This window comes from Paraburkholderia sp. J69-1, assembly GCF_905220255.1.
GTDB lineage: Bacteria > Pseudomonadota > Gammaproteobacteria > Burkholderiales > Burkholderiaceae > Paraburkholderia.
The window spans coordinates 316664-334367 of the sequence record NZ_CAJMZG010000009.1 but is presented as its reverse complement, the minus strand read 5'-3'; the positions used below and the strand labels follow the sequence as shown (position 1 = coordinate 334367).

Below are 17704 nucleotides of genomic sequence, written 5' to 3'. Positions count from 1 at the left end.
AACGGCGCGGTCCCCACACTAGGCAGGCACCGCGCCGTCGACATCACTTATTCATCGCCGCTTGCGCCGGCACACTGGTCTCGCTCCAGCCGCCGCCCAACACCTTATAAAGCGTGATCAGGTTCGAAAGCTGGGACATCGTGTCCGTCACGAGCTGCTGCTGCGCCGTATACAGCGAACGCTGCGCATCGAGCAAAGTCAGAAAGCTATCCGTGCCGCGCTGATATCGCGCCTGCGCAGTGTCGTAATACTCCTGCGCAGCCGTCACGTATTCACGGTCGGCGGCCGTCTGCGCGACATACGTGCTGCGTCCCGCCAGCGCATTCGCCACTTCCTTGAAGGCCGTCTGAATGGCCTGCTCGTAATTGGCGATCTCGATTTTCTTTTCGACGTTCGCCACATCGAGCGTCGCCTGGTTATAGCCCCATTCGAAAATCGGCACGCTGATAGTCGGCGCGAACGCCCACGCGCCGCTGCCCGCCTTGAACAGCCCCGACAAACCGGTACTCGACGTCCCCGCCGTCGCCGTCAACTCGATCTTCGGGAAAAATGCCGCGCGCGCCGCGCCGATATTCGCATTCGCCGCCTTCAGCGTATGCTCGGCTTCGACGATATCGGGCCGGCGCGTCAGCAGATCTGACGGCACGCCCTCGCCGATATCGGCCAGCATCGACTGGCTTTGCATCAGCGTCGTGCGCGGCGGTAGATCGTCGGGCAACGGGCAGCCGATGGCGGCCACCAGATTGTTGCGATCCTGCGCCACGGCACGCGTGTACGCCGCCAGATCCGAACGCGCACTCGCAAGCGTCGTGCGCGCCTGCTGCACGTCCTGGATCGACGAACTGCCGCGATCCATCATTTTCAGCGTCAGCTCGAAGGTCTGCTGATCGGCATCGACGGTGCGTTGCGAGATTTCGAGGCTGGCTTCATCGGCGAGCAGTTGCAGATAGTCCGTCGCCACCGTGGCGACCAGACTCAACTGCGTGCTCGTGCGCGCGGCATCGGTCGAGAGGTACTGTTCGAGCGCCTGGCGCTTCAGACTGCGCAGGCGGCCGAAAAAGTCGATCTCCCATGACGACATGCCCACGCTCACCGAACTCGACGAACTGATCACGCCCGCCGATCGCTCGCGCGTCAGCGAACCCGAGGCCTCGATCGTCGGTCCGAGATTCGCGCGCGCAATGCGGTACTGCGCTTCGTATTCCTCGACGTCGAGCGCGGCCACGCGCAGATCGCGGTTGTTCTCCAGCGCCAGTTCGATCAGGCGCTGCAGGCGCGCGTCGCGGAAAAAGTCGCGCCAGCCCATGTCCGCCGCGAGCGGCGCTTGCGCGTTCGCGGGGTTGTTCTGCGTAGCGCCTTGCGTCGTGCTGCTGCGATACGCGTCGCCGGTCGGCCAGCCGTTATCGACTGGCGCGGCGGGCCGCTGATACGCCGGGTCGAGCGAACACGCGCAGAGCGTGCTCGCGATCAAGGCGCTCATCCATTTGAATTTCATGCTTCCCCCTTTTGCGCCTGATCGTCTTGCGCAGCGTGGCCATGCTCGCCAAACAGGCGACGCACCACGACGAAAAACACCGGCACGAAGAAGATCGCCAGCACGGTCGCGGAAATCATGCCGCCGGTCACGCCGGTGCCGATCGCGTGACGCGCGCCCGCGCCTGCGCCCGAGCTGATCACGAGTGGCAGCACGCCGAAGATGAAGGCCAGCGAGGTCATCAGGATCGGCCGCAAACGCATATGCGCGGCCTTGATTACGGCATCGAGCAACGAGTGCCCTTCGTCCTGCAGATCCTTGGCGAATTCGACGATCAGAATCGCGTTCTTGGTCGACAGGCCGATGGTCGCAAGCAGGCCCACCTTGAAGTAGATATCGTTGTCGAGCCCGCGCAGATGCGCCGCCGCCAGTGCGCCGAGCGCGCCGAGCGGCACCACCAGAATCACCGCAAGCGGCACCGACCAGCTCTCGTAGAGACCGGCCAGGCACAGGAACACGACGACGATCGAGATGGCATAGAGATACGCCGCCTGCGAACCCGCCTCCACTTCCTGGAACGATTGCCCGGTCCACTCCACGCCGAAACCGGCCGGCAACTTCTTCGCGATCTCCTTCACGGCGGTCATCGCCTCGCCGGTACTCGAACTGCCGCCGGCCTGCGCCGACATTTCCATCGCGAGTTGCCGGTTATAGCGCTCGATCTGCGGCGGGCCGAACGACCAGCGGCTGGTCGCGAACGCCGAGAACGGCACCATCTGGCCGTCGTAGCTCGACGTGCTGCTCGACGAATCCGAAGTCGACGAACTGCTCGAAGAAGACGTCGAAGAGGACGACGAACTCGACGAAGAAGATGAAGACGAACTCGCGCGCACGAACCAGTTGTTGATATCGGACGGCATCATGCGGTACTGCGCCTCGCCCTGCACATAGACCTTCTGGATACGCCCCGTGTCGATGTAGTTATTGACATACGAGGAGCCGAACGCCGTTTGCAGGGTGTCGTTGATATCCGATACCGAAAGCCCCAGCGCGGAAGCCTTTTCACGATCGATATCGACCGTGAGTTCCGGCGTGTCCTCCAGCCCCGAAGGCCGCACCATCGCCAGCGCGCCGTTCTTCGCGGCCAGCGCCATGAACTGGTTGCGCGCGGCCAGCAGCTTGTCGTGGCCCTGCCCCGCGCGATCCTCGATTTCGAAGTCCAGACCGCTTTGCGTGCCGAGTTCCTGAATCGCGGGCGGATTCAGCACGAACGTCTGCGCATCGCGATTCGCGCCCAGCTTGCGATTGGCACGCGCGATGATCTCGGCCGCGCTATCGTGCGCGCCGCGCTCGCTCCAGTCCTTCAGCGCGACGAAGGCCAGCGCGTTGTTCTGCCCTTGCCCGTTGAAGCTGAAGCCGTTCACGGTAATCATCTGGGCGACGCCGGGCTCGTCGTGCAGGAAGTAGTTTTCCGCCGCTTCCACAGCCTTGAGCGTGCGCGATGCAGGCGTGCCTACCGGCGTGCTGATCGACACGAGGAAGTAACCCTGATCCTCATCGGGCAGATACGACGAAGGCAGCGTCACGTACAGCAACGCGACGAGGCCGCCCATGCACGCATAGACCAGCATCCAGCGCACCGGCCGCGAAATCGCCCGCCCGACGACGCTGCTGTAACGGTCGTTGCCCGAAGCAAACTTGCGGTTGAACCAGCCGAAGAAGCCGCGTTTCTCGTGTTCGCCTTCCTCGACCGGACGCAGCAGCGTCGCGCACAGGGCGGGCGTGAGCGTCAGCGCGAGCAGCACCGAAAGCACCATCGCCGAAACGATCGTGATCGAGAACTGGCGATAGATCGCGCCGGTCGAGCCGGAGAAGAACGCCATCGGCACGAACACGGCGGTCAGCACCGTGGTCACGCCCACCAGCGCGCTGGTGATCTGTTTCATCGCCTTCTGGGTGGCTTCGCGCGGCGAAAGCCGTTCCTCGCTCATCAGGCGTTCGACGTTTTCCACCACCACGATCGCATCGTCGACCAGCAGGCCGATGGCCAGCACCATCGCGAACATCGACAGCACGTTGATCGAGAAGCCAATCACCGCCATCACGCCGAACGTGCCCAGCAGCGCGACCGGCACGACGATGGTCGGAATCAGCGTCGAGCGCACGTTCTGCAGGAACAGATACATGACGATGAACACCAGCACGATCGCCTCGAAGAGCGTCTTGACGACTTCCTCGATGGAGATACGCACGAACGGCGTCGTGTCGTACGGGTAATTGATCTTTACGTCGTGCGGCAGTTGCGGCTGGATTTCCGCGAGCTTCGCGCGCACTTCGCGCGCCACTTCCATGGCGTTCGCACCGGTCGCGAGCTTGATCGCCACTGCCGAGGACGGCTGGCCGTTGTAGCGCGACGAGGTGTCATAGCTGTCGCCGCCCACTTCCACGCGCGCGACGTCCTTCAGGCGCACTTTCGAGCCGTCGGTATTCACGCGCAGCAGGATGTCGCTGAACTGGTCGGCCGTGGTCAGCAGACTGGACGAGCGGATCGTCGCGTTGATCGCCTGCGAGTCCGTCGCGGGCGCGCCGCCCACCTGACCCACCGAAAGCTGGATGTTCTGATTGGTGATCGCGGTGGTGACGTCCGAAGTCATCAGCCCGAAGCTGCGCAGCTTGACCGGATTGAGCCAGATGCGCATCGCATGCTGCGCGCCGAACAGCGTCACGTCGCCCACGCCGTTCAACTGCGAGATCGGATCTTCGATCTGCGTGGCGATGATATTGCCCAGGTCGATCGAGTTATAGCTGCCGCCAGGCGAGGACAGCGCGACGATCATCATGAAGTTGTTCGACGCCTTCGCAACCTGAATGCCCTGCTCCTGCACGGTCTCGGGCAGCGAGGACGTCGCCTGGCTCACCTTGTTCTGCACCTGGACCTGGGCGATGTCGGGATCGGTGCCCGCATTGAAGGTGAGCGTGATGGTCGCCTGCCCGGCCGAACTGCTGGTCGACGACATATAGAGCAGGTTGTCGATGCCGCTCAGTTTCTGCTCGATCACCTGCGTGACGGTGGCCGCAACGGTGTCGGCCGAGGCGCCAGGATAGGTCGCCGTCACCTGCACGGAAGGTGGCGCGATCGTCGGATATTGCTGGATGGGCAGCGTGGTCAGGGCCGCCGCGCCCACCAGCATGATGACGATGGCGATCACCCATGCGAGGATCGGCCGCTTGATAAAGAAGTCCGCCATGCGCCGCTCCTTATTGGGCTGCCGGGGCGGCGGCTGCCGAGGCTGCCGATGCCGCCGATGCGGAGGAAGCCGCAGGCACAGCAGAAGCCGAAGCCGTATCTGCCGCGACCTTCACCTTCGCGCCCACGCTCACGCCCTGCAGGCCGCTCACCACGACGCGCTCGCCGCTGTGCAGGCCGTCGGTGACGATCCATTGATCGCCGTACGCATCGTCGGCCTTGACGCTGGCCTGGCGCACGGTCGACGATGCATCGACCACATAGACGCTCGCCTGCCCGTCCGAGCCACGCGTGACGGCGATCTGCGGTACGAGGATCGCGTTGTCGTCGGCGCCCTCTTCGAGCTTCGCGCGCACGAACATGCCCGGCAGCAATTCGCGTTCGGGATTCGGGAAGATCGCGCGCAGCGTGACCGAACCCGTAGTCGTATCGACCGAAATGCCGGAGAACTGCAGCGTGCCCATGTGTGCGTAAGCCGTGCCGTCTTCCAGCACGAGGCTGACTTCCGCGCCGTTCTCGCCCGAGCGCTTGAGCTTGCCGGACGCCAGCGCCCGGCGCAGCTTCAGCCACTCCGCGCTCGAGCGCGTGACGTCCAGATACATCTGGTCGAAGGCGTGAATGGTTGCCAGCGCCGTGGTTTGATCGGAGGTGACGAGCGCGCCTTCCGTGACCGACGAGGCGCCGATGCGCCCGGAAATCGGCGCGGTAATGCGCGTGCGGTCGAGATTGACGCGCGCCGACTCCAGCGAGGCCTGGTCGGCGATCACATCGGCTTCGTCTTCGCGCACGGCGGCGATCGCGTCGTCATAGTCCTGCTGGCTCACGGCCTTGATCTTGACGAGATCGACGTAGCGGTCGGCCTTGGTTTTCGCCGATGCCAGCGTCGCCTTTGCCTTGGCCAGCGTGCCGCGCGCTTCGTCGTAGCTCGCCTGATAGGAGGCCGGATCGATCTGATAAAGCTGCTGCCCGGCCTTCACGTCGGAGCCTTCGACGAACAGTCGCTTCTGCACGATGCCGCTGATCTGCGGGCGCACGTCCGACACCTTGAGCGACGAGAGCCGCCCAGAAAGTTCGGTGGTCAGCACGATATGGGTCGGCTGCACGGTCTGCACGCCGACTTCGGCAGCCGGAGCCGCCATGGGCGCCTGCTGCTTGCTGCAGCCGGCCAGCGCCGCAATGCACGCGCCAACGAGGATGGCGCACGTCCTGATGGCAACGCGTGGCCGCGCTGCCCTTTGCCGCAGAGAGTGATTTGCCTTCATAAGAATGCCAAGGGTGCGAGAAGTTATTGTTGACTGCTTGATGTCGGAAAGCGTCCGGCTTGCCGATCGATGGCGATCGCATCATCGACCGAGCGACCGATGATGCGACAAAGACTGCCAGGCTGGCTTACTGATTATTTCCGCGCTCAGGCCGCGGCCTGCATCTGCGCGAGATGCCGCAGCAGTTTGGTCACCATGACGGAGACGACGAGCGAGAGAATCACAAAAAATATCGCGAGCGGCGTCAAGGTTTGCACGGACACGAAACCGGCCAGCCCCATCATCGCCGATGAAACCAGCAGGAGCGCGCAGCCCAGGATGGCGCTGGTCAGCCCGGCAATGTGCGGAAACAGTGAATTGCCTTTGGCCATCAGCGTGGGATACATCGCGCCGGCGCACAGACCCATCACCAGAACGGGCACGGCGAGCGTCCAGACCTTCAGTCCGACCGTGAGCGCGAGCATCAGCATGGCGATCGCCGCGCCGGCCATCACGCGCGTGCCGATGCGCAGGCGCTGCTCCGGCGTCGGCAGGCGCGGGCCATGCAGGCGGTTCGACAGTCCGCCCAGAAAGTACATCATGCCGATGCCCAGTGCGAGGTAGCCGAAAAAGGTCGGCGGTTTGTGGAGCGTGTTTTGCACCATAAAGGGGCCGACGATGTTGAAAACGAGCAGGATGCTGTAGCAAAGTCCCTGGGCGAGAAAGCAGCTTTGAAACACCGGGCTCGACAGCACCTTGCCTGCGTTGTGCATCAGCGAGCGCGGTTCCAGGTGCACGGGCTGGCGCAGGGTTTCGCGGTAGCGCCACAAAAACACCCACATCACCACCGAACAGGCGAGCAGGAAAACGAGGCACGCCTGCCAGCCGAACCACGTCTGCAGATGCGCGCCAATCACCGGCGCGACGATCGGCGCGAGGCCCCACGCGATCGACATATAGGTGAAGGCGTGCATCAGCGCGAGGCCGGTAAAGGAATCGGTGATGATCGCTTTTGCCAGCAGATTGGTGGTGGCGATCCCGAAGCCCTGCAGGCAGCGGGCCGCGAGAAACAGGCCGATATTGGGCGCGGCGAGCGACAGCACGCAGCCGATCGTGTAGATCACGAGGCCGCCGGCCAGCACGCGCTTGCGCCCGTAGGCATCGGCGATCGGGCCGAAAATCAGCTGGCCGAGCGCGTAGGCCGCCATATAGCCGGACACGCTGGACTGGATGGCCTGTGACGAGGTGGAGAAGTAATGCGCCATCGCGGGGAGCGCGGGCACATAAACGTCGATGGCGAACTGGCCGGCCGAGGCGAAGAGGCAGATCAGGATCAGCAGGAAACGCGGAGAATTCGATGCGCGCGCCAGACCCTCGGCGCGGTCGATGCTTTCGTGGCTCATGAGTACGTCGAAGTTACGATTTCGGCGCACATACTAGCATCGCGTTGCGGCCCGTTCCCCAATATCGGCTTGCCCGCAAGGGACAACTCAAGAAAAACAAATATCAGGGCACGGTCCTTGCTCTTAATTTTTGCTGGCGGCGCTCGTTAACCATGGCAAGACCCAACAGGGCATGGCCGCCGCGAGGTCAATAGCGCTCCCCAGTCCGGGGAACGGGACTCAATCGTTGGCTGATATTCGCTTCACGGGGAGCAAACAGGCATGGAACGCAATTACGACTACATGGGCTATGCGATTCGCGTCAGCACGGATTCGATTTCGGAACCTGTGCTCAGACAAATGCGGATGAGCGATAGCGGTTATATCGCCATGGTTTCGATTTTCAAGCCGGACAGCGCGACGCCCTGCTTTCCCGACATGCGCCTGATGGATCTCGGCGACCGCTGGTTCAGGACGGAAGTCGATGCGTTGATGCGCGGTTATAGCGTGGGGCGTCGCATTGTCGAAGAGGCGCTGGGTAAGCGGTCGGCTGCCTGACGGTCGGTGCGCCCGACCGGCATCGGCTGGAACTTGTGCCGCCGGCCAGAGGACTTTTTCGTATCCTCCATAAACCTCCTTAAACAGGATGACTGACTAAGCGCGCCGTTGTAGTACGTTTTTTATCGGGCAGCATCGGTTTACGCGGGCATGATTTCGGCCGATCGAGACACGCAGCGCGCGAACAGTTCGCGGATTTCCGCTTCGATGGAGCCTTCGAAGATAAAGACGATGCGCGAAGTCGTATCGCCTGCTTCGTGCGCGTCGAGATACGTTTCCGGGTACAGATACTGTTGTACGCCGTGAATGATGATGGGCTTCGATGACTCTTTTACGTTGAGAATGCCCTTCGTACGCAGCAATTTTTCGCCATGCCGCCGCGCGAGTTGCTGCAGGAACGCCGCCACGTCGGGCCAGGAAAGCGGCTCGTCCACGCGCAGCGCGAGCGTGGAAACCGAATCGTGCGGCGCCTGCCCTTCGCGCCCGAAACCCTTCGTGGGCTTTTCCCAGCACACATCGGGCAAATGGCGCACGACCGCATAACGTTCGTGATCGAAAATCGCCTGCATGACCGCATCCAGATTCTGCGAATCCAGAATCTGCGCGCCGGGATTCAGCGCTTCCAGTGCCGCTCTCATCACCTCGAACCTGCCGGACAGGTCCGTCTTGGTCACGATGAGCTTGTCGGCGACGCCGATCTGCCGATGGCGCTCCGGCCGGTCGCGCGATGCATCGAGCGGCAGCACGCTGTCGACGGTCGCCAGCACGGTCTGCAGGCGGAACGCGGCGTTCAACGTTTCGTCCGCCAGCAGATGGCGCAGCATCGGCACCGGATCGGCGAGACCGGTGGTTTCGACCACGATGCGATCGAACGCAGGCAACTCGCCGCTGGCCGCCCGGCGGCGCAGCGACTTCAGCGTTTCCGACAGATCGCTTTTCATGTTGCAGCACACGCAGCCGCTTTTGAGCAGATAGGTGTCGTCGTCCGGACGGCCGACCAGCAGATGATCGAGGCCGATTTCGCCAATCTCGTTGATGACGACGGCGGTGCGCTGCATGCGCGGATCGGCGAGCAGGCGGCTGAGCAAGGTCGTTTTGCCGCTGCCCAGAAAGCCCGTCAGCAAGGTGACGGGAACGCGATTGGCGAACATGTTCGTGGGCTCCAGACGATCGGTGGCCCTAATCAGGCTTGGCAGGCCTGGTTGCGTTCGAACACGCGCTGCCCCTGCAGCACGGTGGTCAGCACCTGCGTGCCAGCGATCTGCTCCGGCGACGCCTCGAAAATGTTGCGATCGAGCACGATGAAAGTGGCGTCCTTGCCGGGTTCGAGACTGCCGCACTGCGCGCTGCGGCCCACGGCAATCGCGCCGTTGTGCGTGAGCATGCGCACGCCCACCGACAAGGGCACGCTTTCGTCGCCGTGTTCGAGCATGCCCGCCAGCGCCGGGAAGAGGTTCGGCGTGGGCGGCAGCAGCCAGTCCGATCCCACTGTCATGGTCGCGCCATGCGCGTGCAAGGTGCGAAAGTCATAGGCGCGGCCCAGCGCTTCCTGATACTCGGGGATGTGCCAGATCGCCGGCGACATTTCGGCGATCACGCCGAGTTCGGCAAAGCGTTCGCGGTCGGCGTTCGAAACGTAGTGCGCGTGCGCGATATCGTGCATCTGGCCCGGCTTGCGTTCGACGCTGCTGGCGCGCTCGTAGTTATCGAGCCCGATACGCACCGAACCGTAACCGGTGCAGTGCGACTTCACGATCATGCCGTCCGCCGTCCACTCCCTGATCTTCGCGCTCAGTTCGTCAGAATCGAGCAGCAGGTTGTAGGTGATGGGCACATCGGTGTGCGGATCGAGCGGCACGTGGCTGAAGGTGGGCGCCATCGAGGTGCCGTCCAGCGCGACCTTGATCGCGTTCACGTTGACGCGCTTGCCCGCGTACTGCGCGCGTTCGGCAATCACGCGCTCCTGTTCGTCGCGCTCGCATTGCGCGAGGATCAGCGAGCCCCAGGGGATATGGCAGGTCAGGTTCAGGTTGAGATTGCCGGCATCGTCGAGGCATTTCGCCGCCGCCAGAAACGGCCGGTTCGCCGAGGCCTCCTGCACCGACGTAATCCCATAAGCGTTGCAGATGGCCGCGGCCTTGTGCAGCGCGAGCGCGTTCTCCTGCGCCGTGAATTCCGGCGCCACCATGTAGAGCGGCGCCCACGCCTGCTCGCGCAGCACGCCGGTAGGTTCGCCGCTCACCGCGTCCTTGACGACGGTGCCGCGCGGTGTGCTCGGCGTGTCGCGATCGATGCCCGCCGCCGCCAGCGCCAGGCTGTTGGCCATGACGTTGTGATACGAAAAATCGTGGATGACGATGGGCACGCCCGGCAGCACGTCGTCCAGCCATTGCCGCGTCAGCACATCGGCGGTGAACACCAGCGGGTTATACACGCTGCCGAACAGCCAGCCGCGATCCGCATGCTTATGTCCGTGTTTGCCCCCGTGTTTGTCCCCGCGTTTGTGCCAGTAAGCGCGCAGTTGGGCGGCGAGTTCGTCCAGCGTCTGCGGATCGTCGAGCTGACACGAATGTTCCAGTTGCCGGCGCGCGGCCCAGATCAGGTGCGAATGCGCATCGTGGATGCCGGGCATGACCATGCGCCCGGCGAGATCGATCGTCTGCGCGTTACCCGCCGCCTTGAGCACCTCCGCGCTGCTGCCGATCGCGAGAATCTTGCCGTCCCGCACATGGATGGCTTCGGCCCACGGCTGGTCGTCGTTCACCGTGTACACCCGGGCATTGTGGTAGATCGTGTCTGACATTGACTGGCACCTGCAAGGTTGCGAGACATGGCGCAGACCGCCATGCGGATAAGGCATCGGCGTGCGCGTTCGAGCAATTCCAGAACACGACGTCGATGACGAGATGGGCTCAATTGCAAAACGCCGGAGAAATAGCGGCGAAAACCGCGCGCTATGGGCGCGGCTAAATGGCTAGAACGTCGACTCGGTCGCTCAGAAACCCTGCTGCACGATCCAGTCCGCCGTTGCATCGACGGCCTTGCGCATCGTTGCGACCAGTTCGTCGATCTGCGCATGCGTCATCACCAGCGGCGGCGCCACGATCAGGCGGCCATTGGTCGAGCGCACGATCGCGCCCTGCTCGAACGCCACCGAGCGGCTATGCCAGGTGATATCGGCTTCATTGGCGTAACGCTCGCGCGTGCTCTTGTCCTTGACGAACTGGATCGCCGCGACCGCCCCACCGCCCTGGATTTCGCCGATCAGCGGATGATCCGCGAAGGTTTCTTCGAGCAGCTTTTGCAGGTAAGGACCGGTATCCGTTTTCGTGCGCTCGACCAGTTGCTCGTTCTGCAGCACGTCCAGATTGGCCAGCGCCACGGCTGCGGCAACCGGGTGCCCCGAATACGTCAGGCCGTGCGCGAAGACGCCGCCCTTCTCGACCAGCGCTTCGCCGATGCGGCGGCTCATGATCAGGCCGCCCATCGGCACATAGCCGGACGTCAAGCCCTTGGCGACGCAGATCAGATCGGGCGTGAAGCCGAAATAGCGATGCGCGAACCATTCGCCGGTGCGGCCAAAACCGCCGATCACTTCGTCGGCGCACAGCAGCACGTCGTACTGACGGCAGATGCGCTCAATTTCCTGCCAGTAGCCCTTGGGCGGGAAAATCATGCCGCCCGCGCCCTGGAACGGCTCCGCAACGAAAGCGCCGACGTTATCCGCGCCCAGTTCCAGAATCTTGCGCTCGAGCGATTGCGCAGCTTTCAGACCGAACGCTTCGGGCGTGAGATCGCCGCCGTTGGCGAACCAGTACGGTTCGTCCACGTGGGTGATGTTCGGAATCGGCAGATCGCCCATTTCATGCATGAAACTCATGCCGCCCAGCGACGCGCTGCCCACCGTCGAGCCGTGATAACCATTGACGCGGCCAATCAGGACTTTCTTGTTCGGCTTGCCGACGACGTCCCAGAAACGGCGCACGGTGCGGATCAGCACTTCGTTGGACTCGGAACCCGAGTTCGTATAGACGACGTGGCTGAACGGATCGCCCAGCAGACCGAACAGCCGCTCCGACAACTCGATGACCGAAGGATGTGTCGTATGGAAGAACATGTTGTAGTACGACAGTTCCTTCATCTGGCGCGCGGCGGCTTCGATCAGTTCGGGACGGCCATAGCCCACGTTCGTGCACCACAGACCCGACATGCCATCGAGATAGCGGTTGCCATCGGAATCCCAAAGATGACTGCCCTCGCCGCGCACCATCACGCGCGGGCCTTCGGCATTGAGCGCCTTCTGGTCGACGAACGCGTGGATGTGGTGCGCCGCGTCGGCGCGCTGGAAATCACGGGTCGTACGAAGCCCGGCCTGGGGAGCGTTCATAAAGCATCCTGAAGTGTTTTGATGGAAATCGCGCGAAGCCCGCAGCCGCACCGAACCATGGCCCGCCTGCAAGACTGTCTCCTTGAATGTCGATAAGTTTTTACTTCTAAAATATTTTTGTCAATGAAATATTTGTTCGACGCAAGCCCCTCCCTTATCCTTACGCTTCAGGAAACTTTGCAGAGGGACCGATGAGCGGTCTGCGAGAAAGACAGAAGCAGGAACGCCGGGCGTTGATTGCCGGCGCGGCGCTTGCGGAATTCAAGTCGAACGGTTTTGCCGCGACGACGGTCGAGAACATCGCCAATGCAGCGGGCGTTTCCCCGCCGACCGTGGTGAACTACTTCGGCAGCAAACAGGGCGTGCTGCTCGCGCTGCTCCAGGAGCCGGACCATCGTTCGATCGAGGAATCCAGCCTGCGTGTGCGCGACTTCACCAACCCGGTCGATGCCTTGTGCGATCTCGAAATGACGGTCACGGGCAATCAGGTCAAGTCGATGCCCGCCTCGCTCTGGCGCGAGATCATCCCGATCTGGCTCAACGGCGACGCGCCCGAGGTGTTCCGTGCGTGGAACGATGCGGTCGTGGCGGGCGCGCAGGTGCTGCTTAAGCACTTCTGCGCGAATGGCGTCCTACGTAAGGATCTCGATGTCGAACTGGTCGCGCGCATGATCAACGACTGGGCGAACATCGCGTTTGTCCGCCTCGCTGCGCAGGACGAGCCGGATATGGCCGCGCATGGCGAGTACATGCGCAAGGTGTTCACGGTTCTGTGCGAAGGGATTGCGCGCTAAGCGGATCAAGCGTGCCTTCGCTTGGGGCCCAGCGCGCCGGAACACCGGCGAAGGCCGGAATTTGAGGATGTTGCCGTAAGAGTCTTCCCGTGCGATCAGCACGCATGCCGATGGCGCTCGTGGACAGAAAAACCGCTTGCCGCATTACGCATGTTTCTGGGACGCGACGCGGCATCACACGGCACTAAGCGGCGCTTTCCATCCGCGCATCGAACTCGGCGCGCGCGGCCTCGACGGCGTCCATATTGCGCAGCGTCCAGCCATACAGCGCCTTGAACGGCGCCTGCAACGAACGCCCGAGCGGCGTGATCTCATACTCGACCGCAACCGGCGACACCGGAATCACGCGGCGCGAGACCAGCCCATTGCGCTCCAGCCGACGCAGACATTGCGTGAGCGCCTTTTGCGTCACGCCTTCCAGATGGCGCTTGATGGCATTGAAGCGCATCGGACCGCCATCGAGCACGGTCAGGATCATCATCGACCACTTGTCGGCTATCTGGTCGAACAGCAACCGGCTTGGACAATTCACAGAAAAATGCTCTCGGCAGTCGGGCATGGTTTCCTCAAAGATACCTGGGCGAAACAAAGTGCGTTATTGACGTCTGGTATCCAGAATATACCATTCGGGTTCTGGCTGAATTTCACGGAATTCCGCTGGATTTCAGCCAATTCCACTCGATACAACCCGATTCAACCCGATTCAATCGACACGGAGTCCACTTTTCCATGCCGTCGTTTTCGACCGATATCCTGTTTCAACCGTTCAAGGTTGGCTCGCTGACCTTGCCGAACCGCATCGTCATGGCACCGATGACGCGCTCGTTCGCGCCTGAAGGCATTCCCGGCGCGCACAACGCCGCCTACTATCGCCGACGCGCGGAAGGCGGCGTGGGCCTGATCCTTTCCGAGGGCACGGTTGTGAATCGCCCGGCCTCGCGCAACGATCCCGGCATTCCGTTCTTCCACGGCGACGAAGCGCTGTCGGGCTGGAAGCACGTGATCGACGAAGTGCATGCAGCGGGCGGCAAGATGGGGCCGCAGCTCTGGCACACGGGCGCGGTCAAGAGCTTCATGAGCGACTGGACGCCCGATGCGCCGCTCGAAAGCCCGTCGGGTTTCGATGCGCCTGGCGTGGAACGCGGCGTCGCAATGGCCGATGCCGATATCGCCGATACCATCGCCGCTTTCGCCCAGGCGGCCGCCGACGCCAAACGGCTCGGTTTCGACACGATCGAACTGCACGGCGCGCATGGCTATCTGATCGACCAGTTTTTCTGGGCCGGCAGCAATCAGCGTGACGATCGTTATGGCGGCCCGAGCATCGGTGAGCGCGCGCGCTTTGCGGCGGAAATCGTGGCTGCCGTGCGGGCGGCGGTTGGGCCGGATTTCCCGATCGTCATTCGCGTGAGCCAGTGGAAACAGCAGGATTACAAGGCGCGCCTCGCGCATACGCCGCAGGAAATGGCGCAGTGGCTCGAGCCGCTCGTCGGGGCCGGCGCAAACGTGCTGCATTGCTCGCAGCGCCGCTTCTGGGAGCCGGAGTTTCCTGAAATCGACGGTGAATCCGGGCTGAATTTTGCAGGCTGGGCGAAGAAGCTGACCGGCGCGGCGACGATCAGCGTGGGCTCGGTCGGGCTTTCCGGCGATTTTATGGCGGCGTTTGGTGGGGAAACGTCGAAGAGCGTTGGCCTCGATCGTTTGCTCGAACGCATGGAGCGCGATGAGTTCGATCTGATCGCTGTGGGCCGCGCGCTGATCACCGATTCGCACTGGGTCACGAAAGTGCGGGATGGGGATGTTGATGGGTTGAAGGGGTTTGAGCCTGGGGCGCTGAGGGAGCTGGTTTAAAGCGTAGGCAGTAGAGATCGGGATCGGTAAATGAGCGGGTGATGCAGTCGACGCTGGACTGCCGTAATCCGATCTATCGAATCCCAATCTGACTGTGGCCGCAATGGGCGCACGATCAGCCGCACGGCACTATTTTCCGAGAATGCGATCTTCTGTTTCGCCAACGATCACAATCTCGGTGCGCCTGTTGCGGGCCTGCCCTTCGGGCGAGCCATTACTTGCAACGGGACGATCGTCACGGTTTCGCAGCTCAAAGGCTCGCCACCGGGCTACGTAGGCTACGGCCGCGGCGGCGTGCTGACCGAAGCGGTACGTCAGCGACCGTATAGTGTCGTGCTGCTCGACGAAGTGGAAAAGGCCCACCGCGATGTGCTGGACATCTTTTATCAGGTGTTCGACCGTGGCGCGATGCGTGACGGAGAAGGCAGAGAGATCGATTTTCGCAACTGCGTGATTCTCATGACGTCGAATCTCGGCAGTGCGGTGATAGACGAAGTCACGAACGATAGGCCGGACATCGCCCAGTCTGCGCTTCAGGAAGCCATTCACCCGCAACTCGTGGCGCACTTTCAACCCGCGCTTCCAGACGCTGGTGTATCGTCCGATCGATGTGACAGCGCTGGCCGCAATCGTGCGTCGATTTCGTCGATCACGGCAGCTCGTCTACATCTGCATGAAGCCCACATAACGTTGCTAGCGCAACCAGTCAGCATGACCCCACCGCGCTGATCACCCCATCCATCCCCCCCACCGCTGCCATCAACTGCTCCCGCAGCCACACCAGCCCCGCATCCGCCGATCGATGCTTATGCCACTGCACCGTCTGATGCATTTCCGGCATATGCAGCGGCACATCGCGAATCACAATTGGCTCATGCCTTTGCGCGAGCTTCGCCAGCCTGCGATGCACCGTAGCGATCCGCTGCGTCCCCACCACCAGTTGCGCCGCGGCCGCAAAACTATACGTCGTCACCTCGACACGCCGCGCAACGCCTAGCCGCTGCACGAACCAGTCCTCCAGCGCCGGCTGCCCCTGGCCGGGGAGCACCACGATATGCCCAGCATCCAGATAAGCCTCGCGCGTGAGCGGCACGTCGGCAAGCGGCGAACCCTCCCACAGCACACAACAAAACGCCTCGTCGAGCAGCGTCTCCGCTGGATGATCCGCCGAGCAATACTCGCGCGGAATGATCAGCAGATCGGCGTCCGCGCGTTCGAGCGCACGCTCGGGATGCTGAACCTGCGGCCGTAGATCGATGCGGATATGCGGCGCCGCTTCATACACACGCGCCAGCACATGCGGCATCAGCGTGGTCAAGGTGTAGTCCGACACCAGTAGCCGGAATGCGCGCGTCGACTCGGCGGGCACGAACGCGGGCTGCGTCGAGATCGTCGCCTCCACGCGCACCAGCACGTCACGCACCGCATCGGCGAGTCCTTCCGCGCGCGGCGTCGGCTCCATCTTGCGACCGACCTGCACGAGCAGTTCGTCGTCGAAATACTCGCGCAGACGCGCGAGCGCATTGCTCATCGCCGACTGGCTCAGATGCACGCGTTCCGCCGCGCGGCTGATGCTGCGCTCGCTGAGCAGCGCGTCCAGCGCCACCAGCAGGTTGAGATCCAGCTTGTTGAAACGCATGCGTTCCGTCTCCGAATAGTCTTCCCGATTCGACCAGGGTTCACCCTTGGTATTCAGCAAATCGATTCGCCGAATGGATCGAATCCATTTTTCATATAGATCGACGCATCTTAACCTAGCCGCACCCACAACAAAAACCAACACGAAGCGGTTCACAGAATCGCTCAGGAGACACCATGCAAGGCACTATCCAACGCATCGGCGGCGCGTGCGCGCTGGCAACGCTCGCGGCGATCATGTCGATGCCGCAGCACGCGCAGGCATTCGAAGGCGGCATTTCGCCTTATCCCGCGAGCGCGACCGGCGACAACATCGCGTCGATGCCGCCGTTCCCGGGCCTGTTTGCGCTGCAGCAGTTCAATTACAGCTTTTCGAATGGCCTCTACGGCAACGACGGCCAGAAACTGGCGGTGCCGTTTCACTCGTCGGTTGTGACATCGGTGACGCGTCTGCTTGCGTCCTATCCGTTCGAGATCTACGGCGCGCGCTTTTATTCGCAGGTCGTGATTCCGGTGGTCTCGCTGCATACGACCGTGGCCGGCCAGCATTCGTCGCAAAACGGCTTGTCGAATATCACGGTCTCGCCGGTGATCGTCGACTGGCGGCCGACGCGCGAACTCTCGTTCGCCGCGGGTCTCGACATCGCGCTCGAAACCGGCTCGTACAGCGCGACCAAAGCCAGCGTGGCCGTGGGTTACACGTCCTTGCAGCCGGTATTCGCCGTACGTTACGACCAGCCCGGCGGACTCGATATCGGCATCTCGAACCGCTTCCTGCTCAACCAGCGCAATTCGACGACGAATTACACGTCCGGCGATGCCTGGCTCGGCGAATTCGAAGCCGGCTGGCATCTCGGCCGCTGGAAGCTCGGCGTGGTGGGCTCCTACCTCAATCAATACAGCGACGACACCCAGAACGGCGCAACTGTGAGCGCCGGCTACCGCACGCGCAGCTTCGGTTTCGGTCCGTCGATCGTGTACGACGCCGGTCCCGTGAAGATCAATCTGAATTACCAGCAAGGCCTCTACGCGGCCAATACCTCGAAGAGCAACAACGTCTGGCTCAACATCGCGGTCCCGTTGATGTGATACCCGTCGCAAGACGTGCCGCAGAGTTTCAACCGTCAGCAAG

Annotated in this window: 13 protein-coding genes and 1 pseudogene; 5 read left to right on the top strand and 9 right to left on the bottom strand. The window is 62.7% G+C overall.

Translation table 11 applies throughout. From position 1 onward, the window contains the following. Nucleotides 1-43: 43 nt before the first annotated feature. The 4 genes from U5A67_RS18855 to U5A67_RS18840 all read right to left on the bottom strand — a co-directional run bounded on the left by U5A67_RS18855 (nucleotide 44) and on the right by U5A67_RS18840 (nucleotide 7365). Complete coding sequence (locus tag U5A67_RS18855; protein WP_321815663.1) at nucleotides 44-1495, bottom strand: efflux transporter outer membrane subunit; 1452 nt, start codon at nucleotides 1493-1495, stop codon at nucleotides 44-46. Beyond that, nucleotides 1492-4722: an efflux RND transporter permease subunit gene (locus U5A67_RS18850; protein ID WP_321815662.1), complete on the bottom strand. Its 3231-nt coding sequence runs from the start codon at nucleotides 4720-4722 to the stop codon at nucleotides 1492-1494. The genes U5A67_RS18855 and U5A67_RS18850 overlap by 4 nt, the downstream gene beginning before the upstream one ends. Before the next feature lie 10 nt (nucleotides 4723-4732). After that, complete coding sequence (locus U5A67_RS18845; RefSeq protein ID WP_321815661.1) at nucleotides 4733-5983, bottom strand: efflux RND transporter periplasmic adaptor subunit; 1251 nt, start codon at nucleotides 5981-5983, stop codon at nucleotides 4733-4735. Nucleotides 5984-6129: 146 nt separating this feature from the next. After that, nucleotides 6130-7365, bottom strand: a complete 1236-nt coding sequence (locus tag U5A67_RS18840; protein WP_321815660.1) for a multidrug effflux MFS transporter — start codon at nucleotides 7363-7365, stop codon at nucleotides 6130-6132. Between the two features lie 261 nt (nucleotides 7366-7626). On the opposite strand from U5A67_RS18840, the gene U5A67_RS18835 reads away from it, so the two are divergent. Next, nucleotides 7627-7902 (top strand): hypothetical protein, encoded by a 276-nt coding sequence (locus U5A67_RS18835; protein WP_321815659.1) that lies wholly within the window; start codon nucleotides 7627-7629, stop codon nucleotides 7900-7902. Between the two features lie 140 nt (nucleotides 7903-8042). Here the strand turns inward: U5A67_RS18835 and U5A67_RS18830 are convergent, their stop codons facing one another. The 3 genes from U5A67_RS18830 to U5A67_RS18820 all read right to left on the bottom strand — a co-directional run bounded on the left by U5A67_RS18830 (nucleotide 8043) and on the right by U5A67_RS18820 (nucleotide 12289). Further along, nucleotides 8043-9053 carry a GTP-binding protein gene (locus tag U5A67_RS18830; RefSeq protein ID WP_321815658.1) on the bottom strand — a complete coding sequence of 337 codons (1011 nt, stop codon included), beginning with the start codon at nucleotides 9051-9053 and terminating at the stop codon, nucleotides 8043-8045. Between the two features lie 32 nt (nucleotides 9054-9085). Beyond that, nucleotides 9086-10705: an amidohydrolase gene (locus U5A67_RS18825; protein WP_321815657.1), complete on the bottom strand. Its 1620-nt coding sequence runs from the start codon at nucleotides 10703-10705 to the stop codon at nucleotides 9086-9088. 192 nt (nucleotides 10706-10897) lie between these two features. Continuing rightward, the gene (locus tag U5A67_RS18820; RefSeq protein WP_321815656.1) at nucleotides 10898-12289 is read right to left on the bottom strand and encodes an aspartate aminotransferase family protein; all 1392 of its coding nucleotides are present in this window, start codon (nucleotides 12287-12289) and stop codon (nucleotides 10898-10900) included. A gap of 191 nt (nucleotides 12290-12480) precedes the next feature. On the opposite strand from U5A67_RS18820, the gene U5A67_RS18815 reads away from it, so the two are divergent. After that, nucleotides 12481-13083: a TetR/AcrR family transcriptional regulator gene (locus U5A67_RS18815; protein ID WP_321815655.1), complete on the top strand. Its 603-nt coding sequence runs from the start codon at nucleotides 12481-12483 to the stop codon at nucleotides 13081-13083. Nucleotides 13084-13267: 184 nt separating this feature from the next. Here U5A67_RS18815 and U5A67_RS18810 read toward each other — a convergent pair whose 3' ends face one another. Continuing rightward, on the bottom strand, nucleotides 13268-13642 hold the full coding sequence (locus U5A67_RS18810; protein WP_205980934.1) for a winged helix-turn-helix transcriptional regulator: 375 nt from the start codon (nucleotides 13640-13642) through the stop codon (nucleotides 13268-13270). A 170-nt stretch (nucleotides 13643-13812) separates the two neighbouring features. Between U5A67_RS18810 and U5A67_RS18805 the strand changes: the two genes are divergently transcribed. Both U5A67_RS18805 and U5A67_RS18800 read left to right on the top strand, forming a co-directional pair. Further along, nucleotides 13813-14934, top strand: a complete 1122-nt coding sequence (locus U5A67_RS18805; protein ID WP_321815654.1) for an NADH:flavin oxidoreductase — start codon at nucleotides 13813-13815, stop codon at nucleotides 14932-14934. A gap of 237 nt (nucleotides 14935-15171) precedes the next feature. Continuing rightward, nucleotides 15172-15571 (top strand): annotated as a pseudogene (locus U5A67_RS18800) (AAA family ATPase); the annotation flags it as partial. 69 nt (nucleotides 15572-15640) lie between these two features. Here the strand turns inward: U5A67_RS18800 and U5A67_RS18795 are convergent. Continuing rightward, on the bottom strand, nucleotides 15641-16573 hold the full coding sequence (locus tag U5A67_RS18795; RefSeq protein ID WP_321815653.1) for a LysR family transcriptional regulator: 933 nt from the start codon (nucleotides 16571-16573) through the stop codon (nucleotides 15641-15643). A gap of 176 nt (nucleotides 16574-16749) precedes the next feature. Between U5A67_RS18795 and U5A67_RS18790 the strand changes: the two genes are divergently transcribed. Further along, the gene (locus tag U5A67_RS18790; protein ID WP_415767871.1) at nucleotides 16750-17661 is read left to right on the top strand and encodes a transporter; all 912 of its coding nucleotides are present in this window, start codon (nucleotides 16750-16752) and stop codon (nucleotides 17659-17661) included. Nucleotides 17662-17704: the final 43 nt, after the last annotated feature.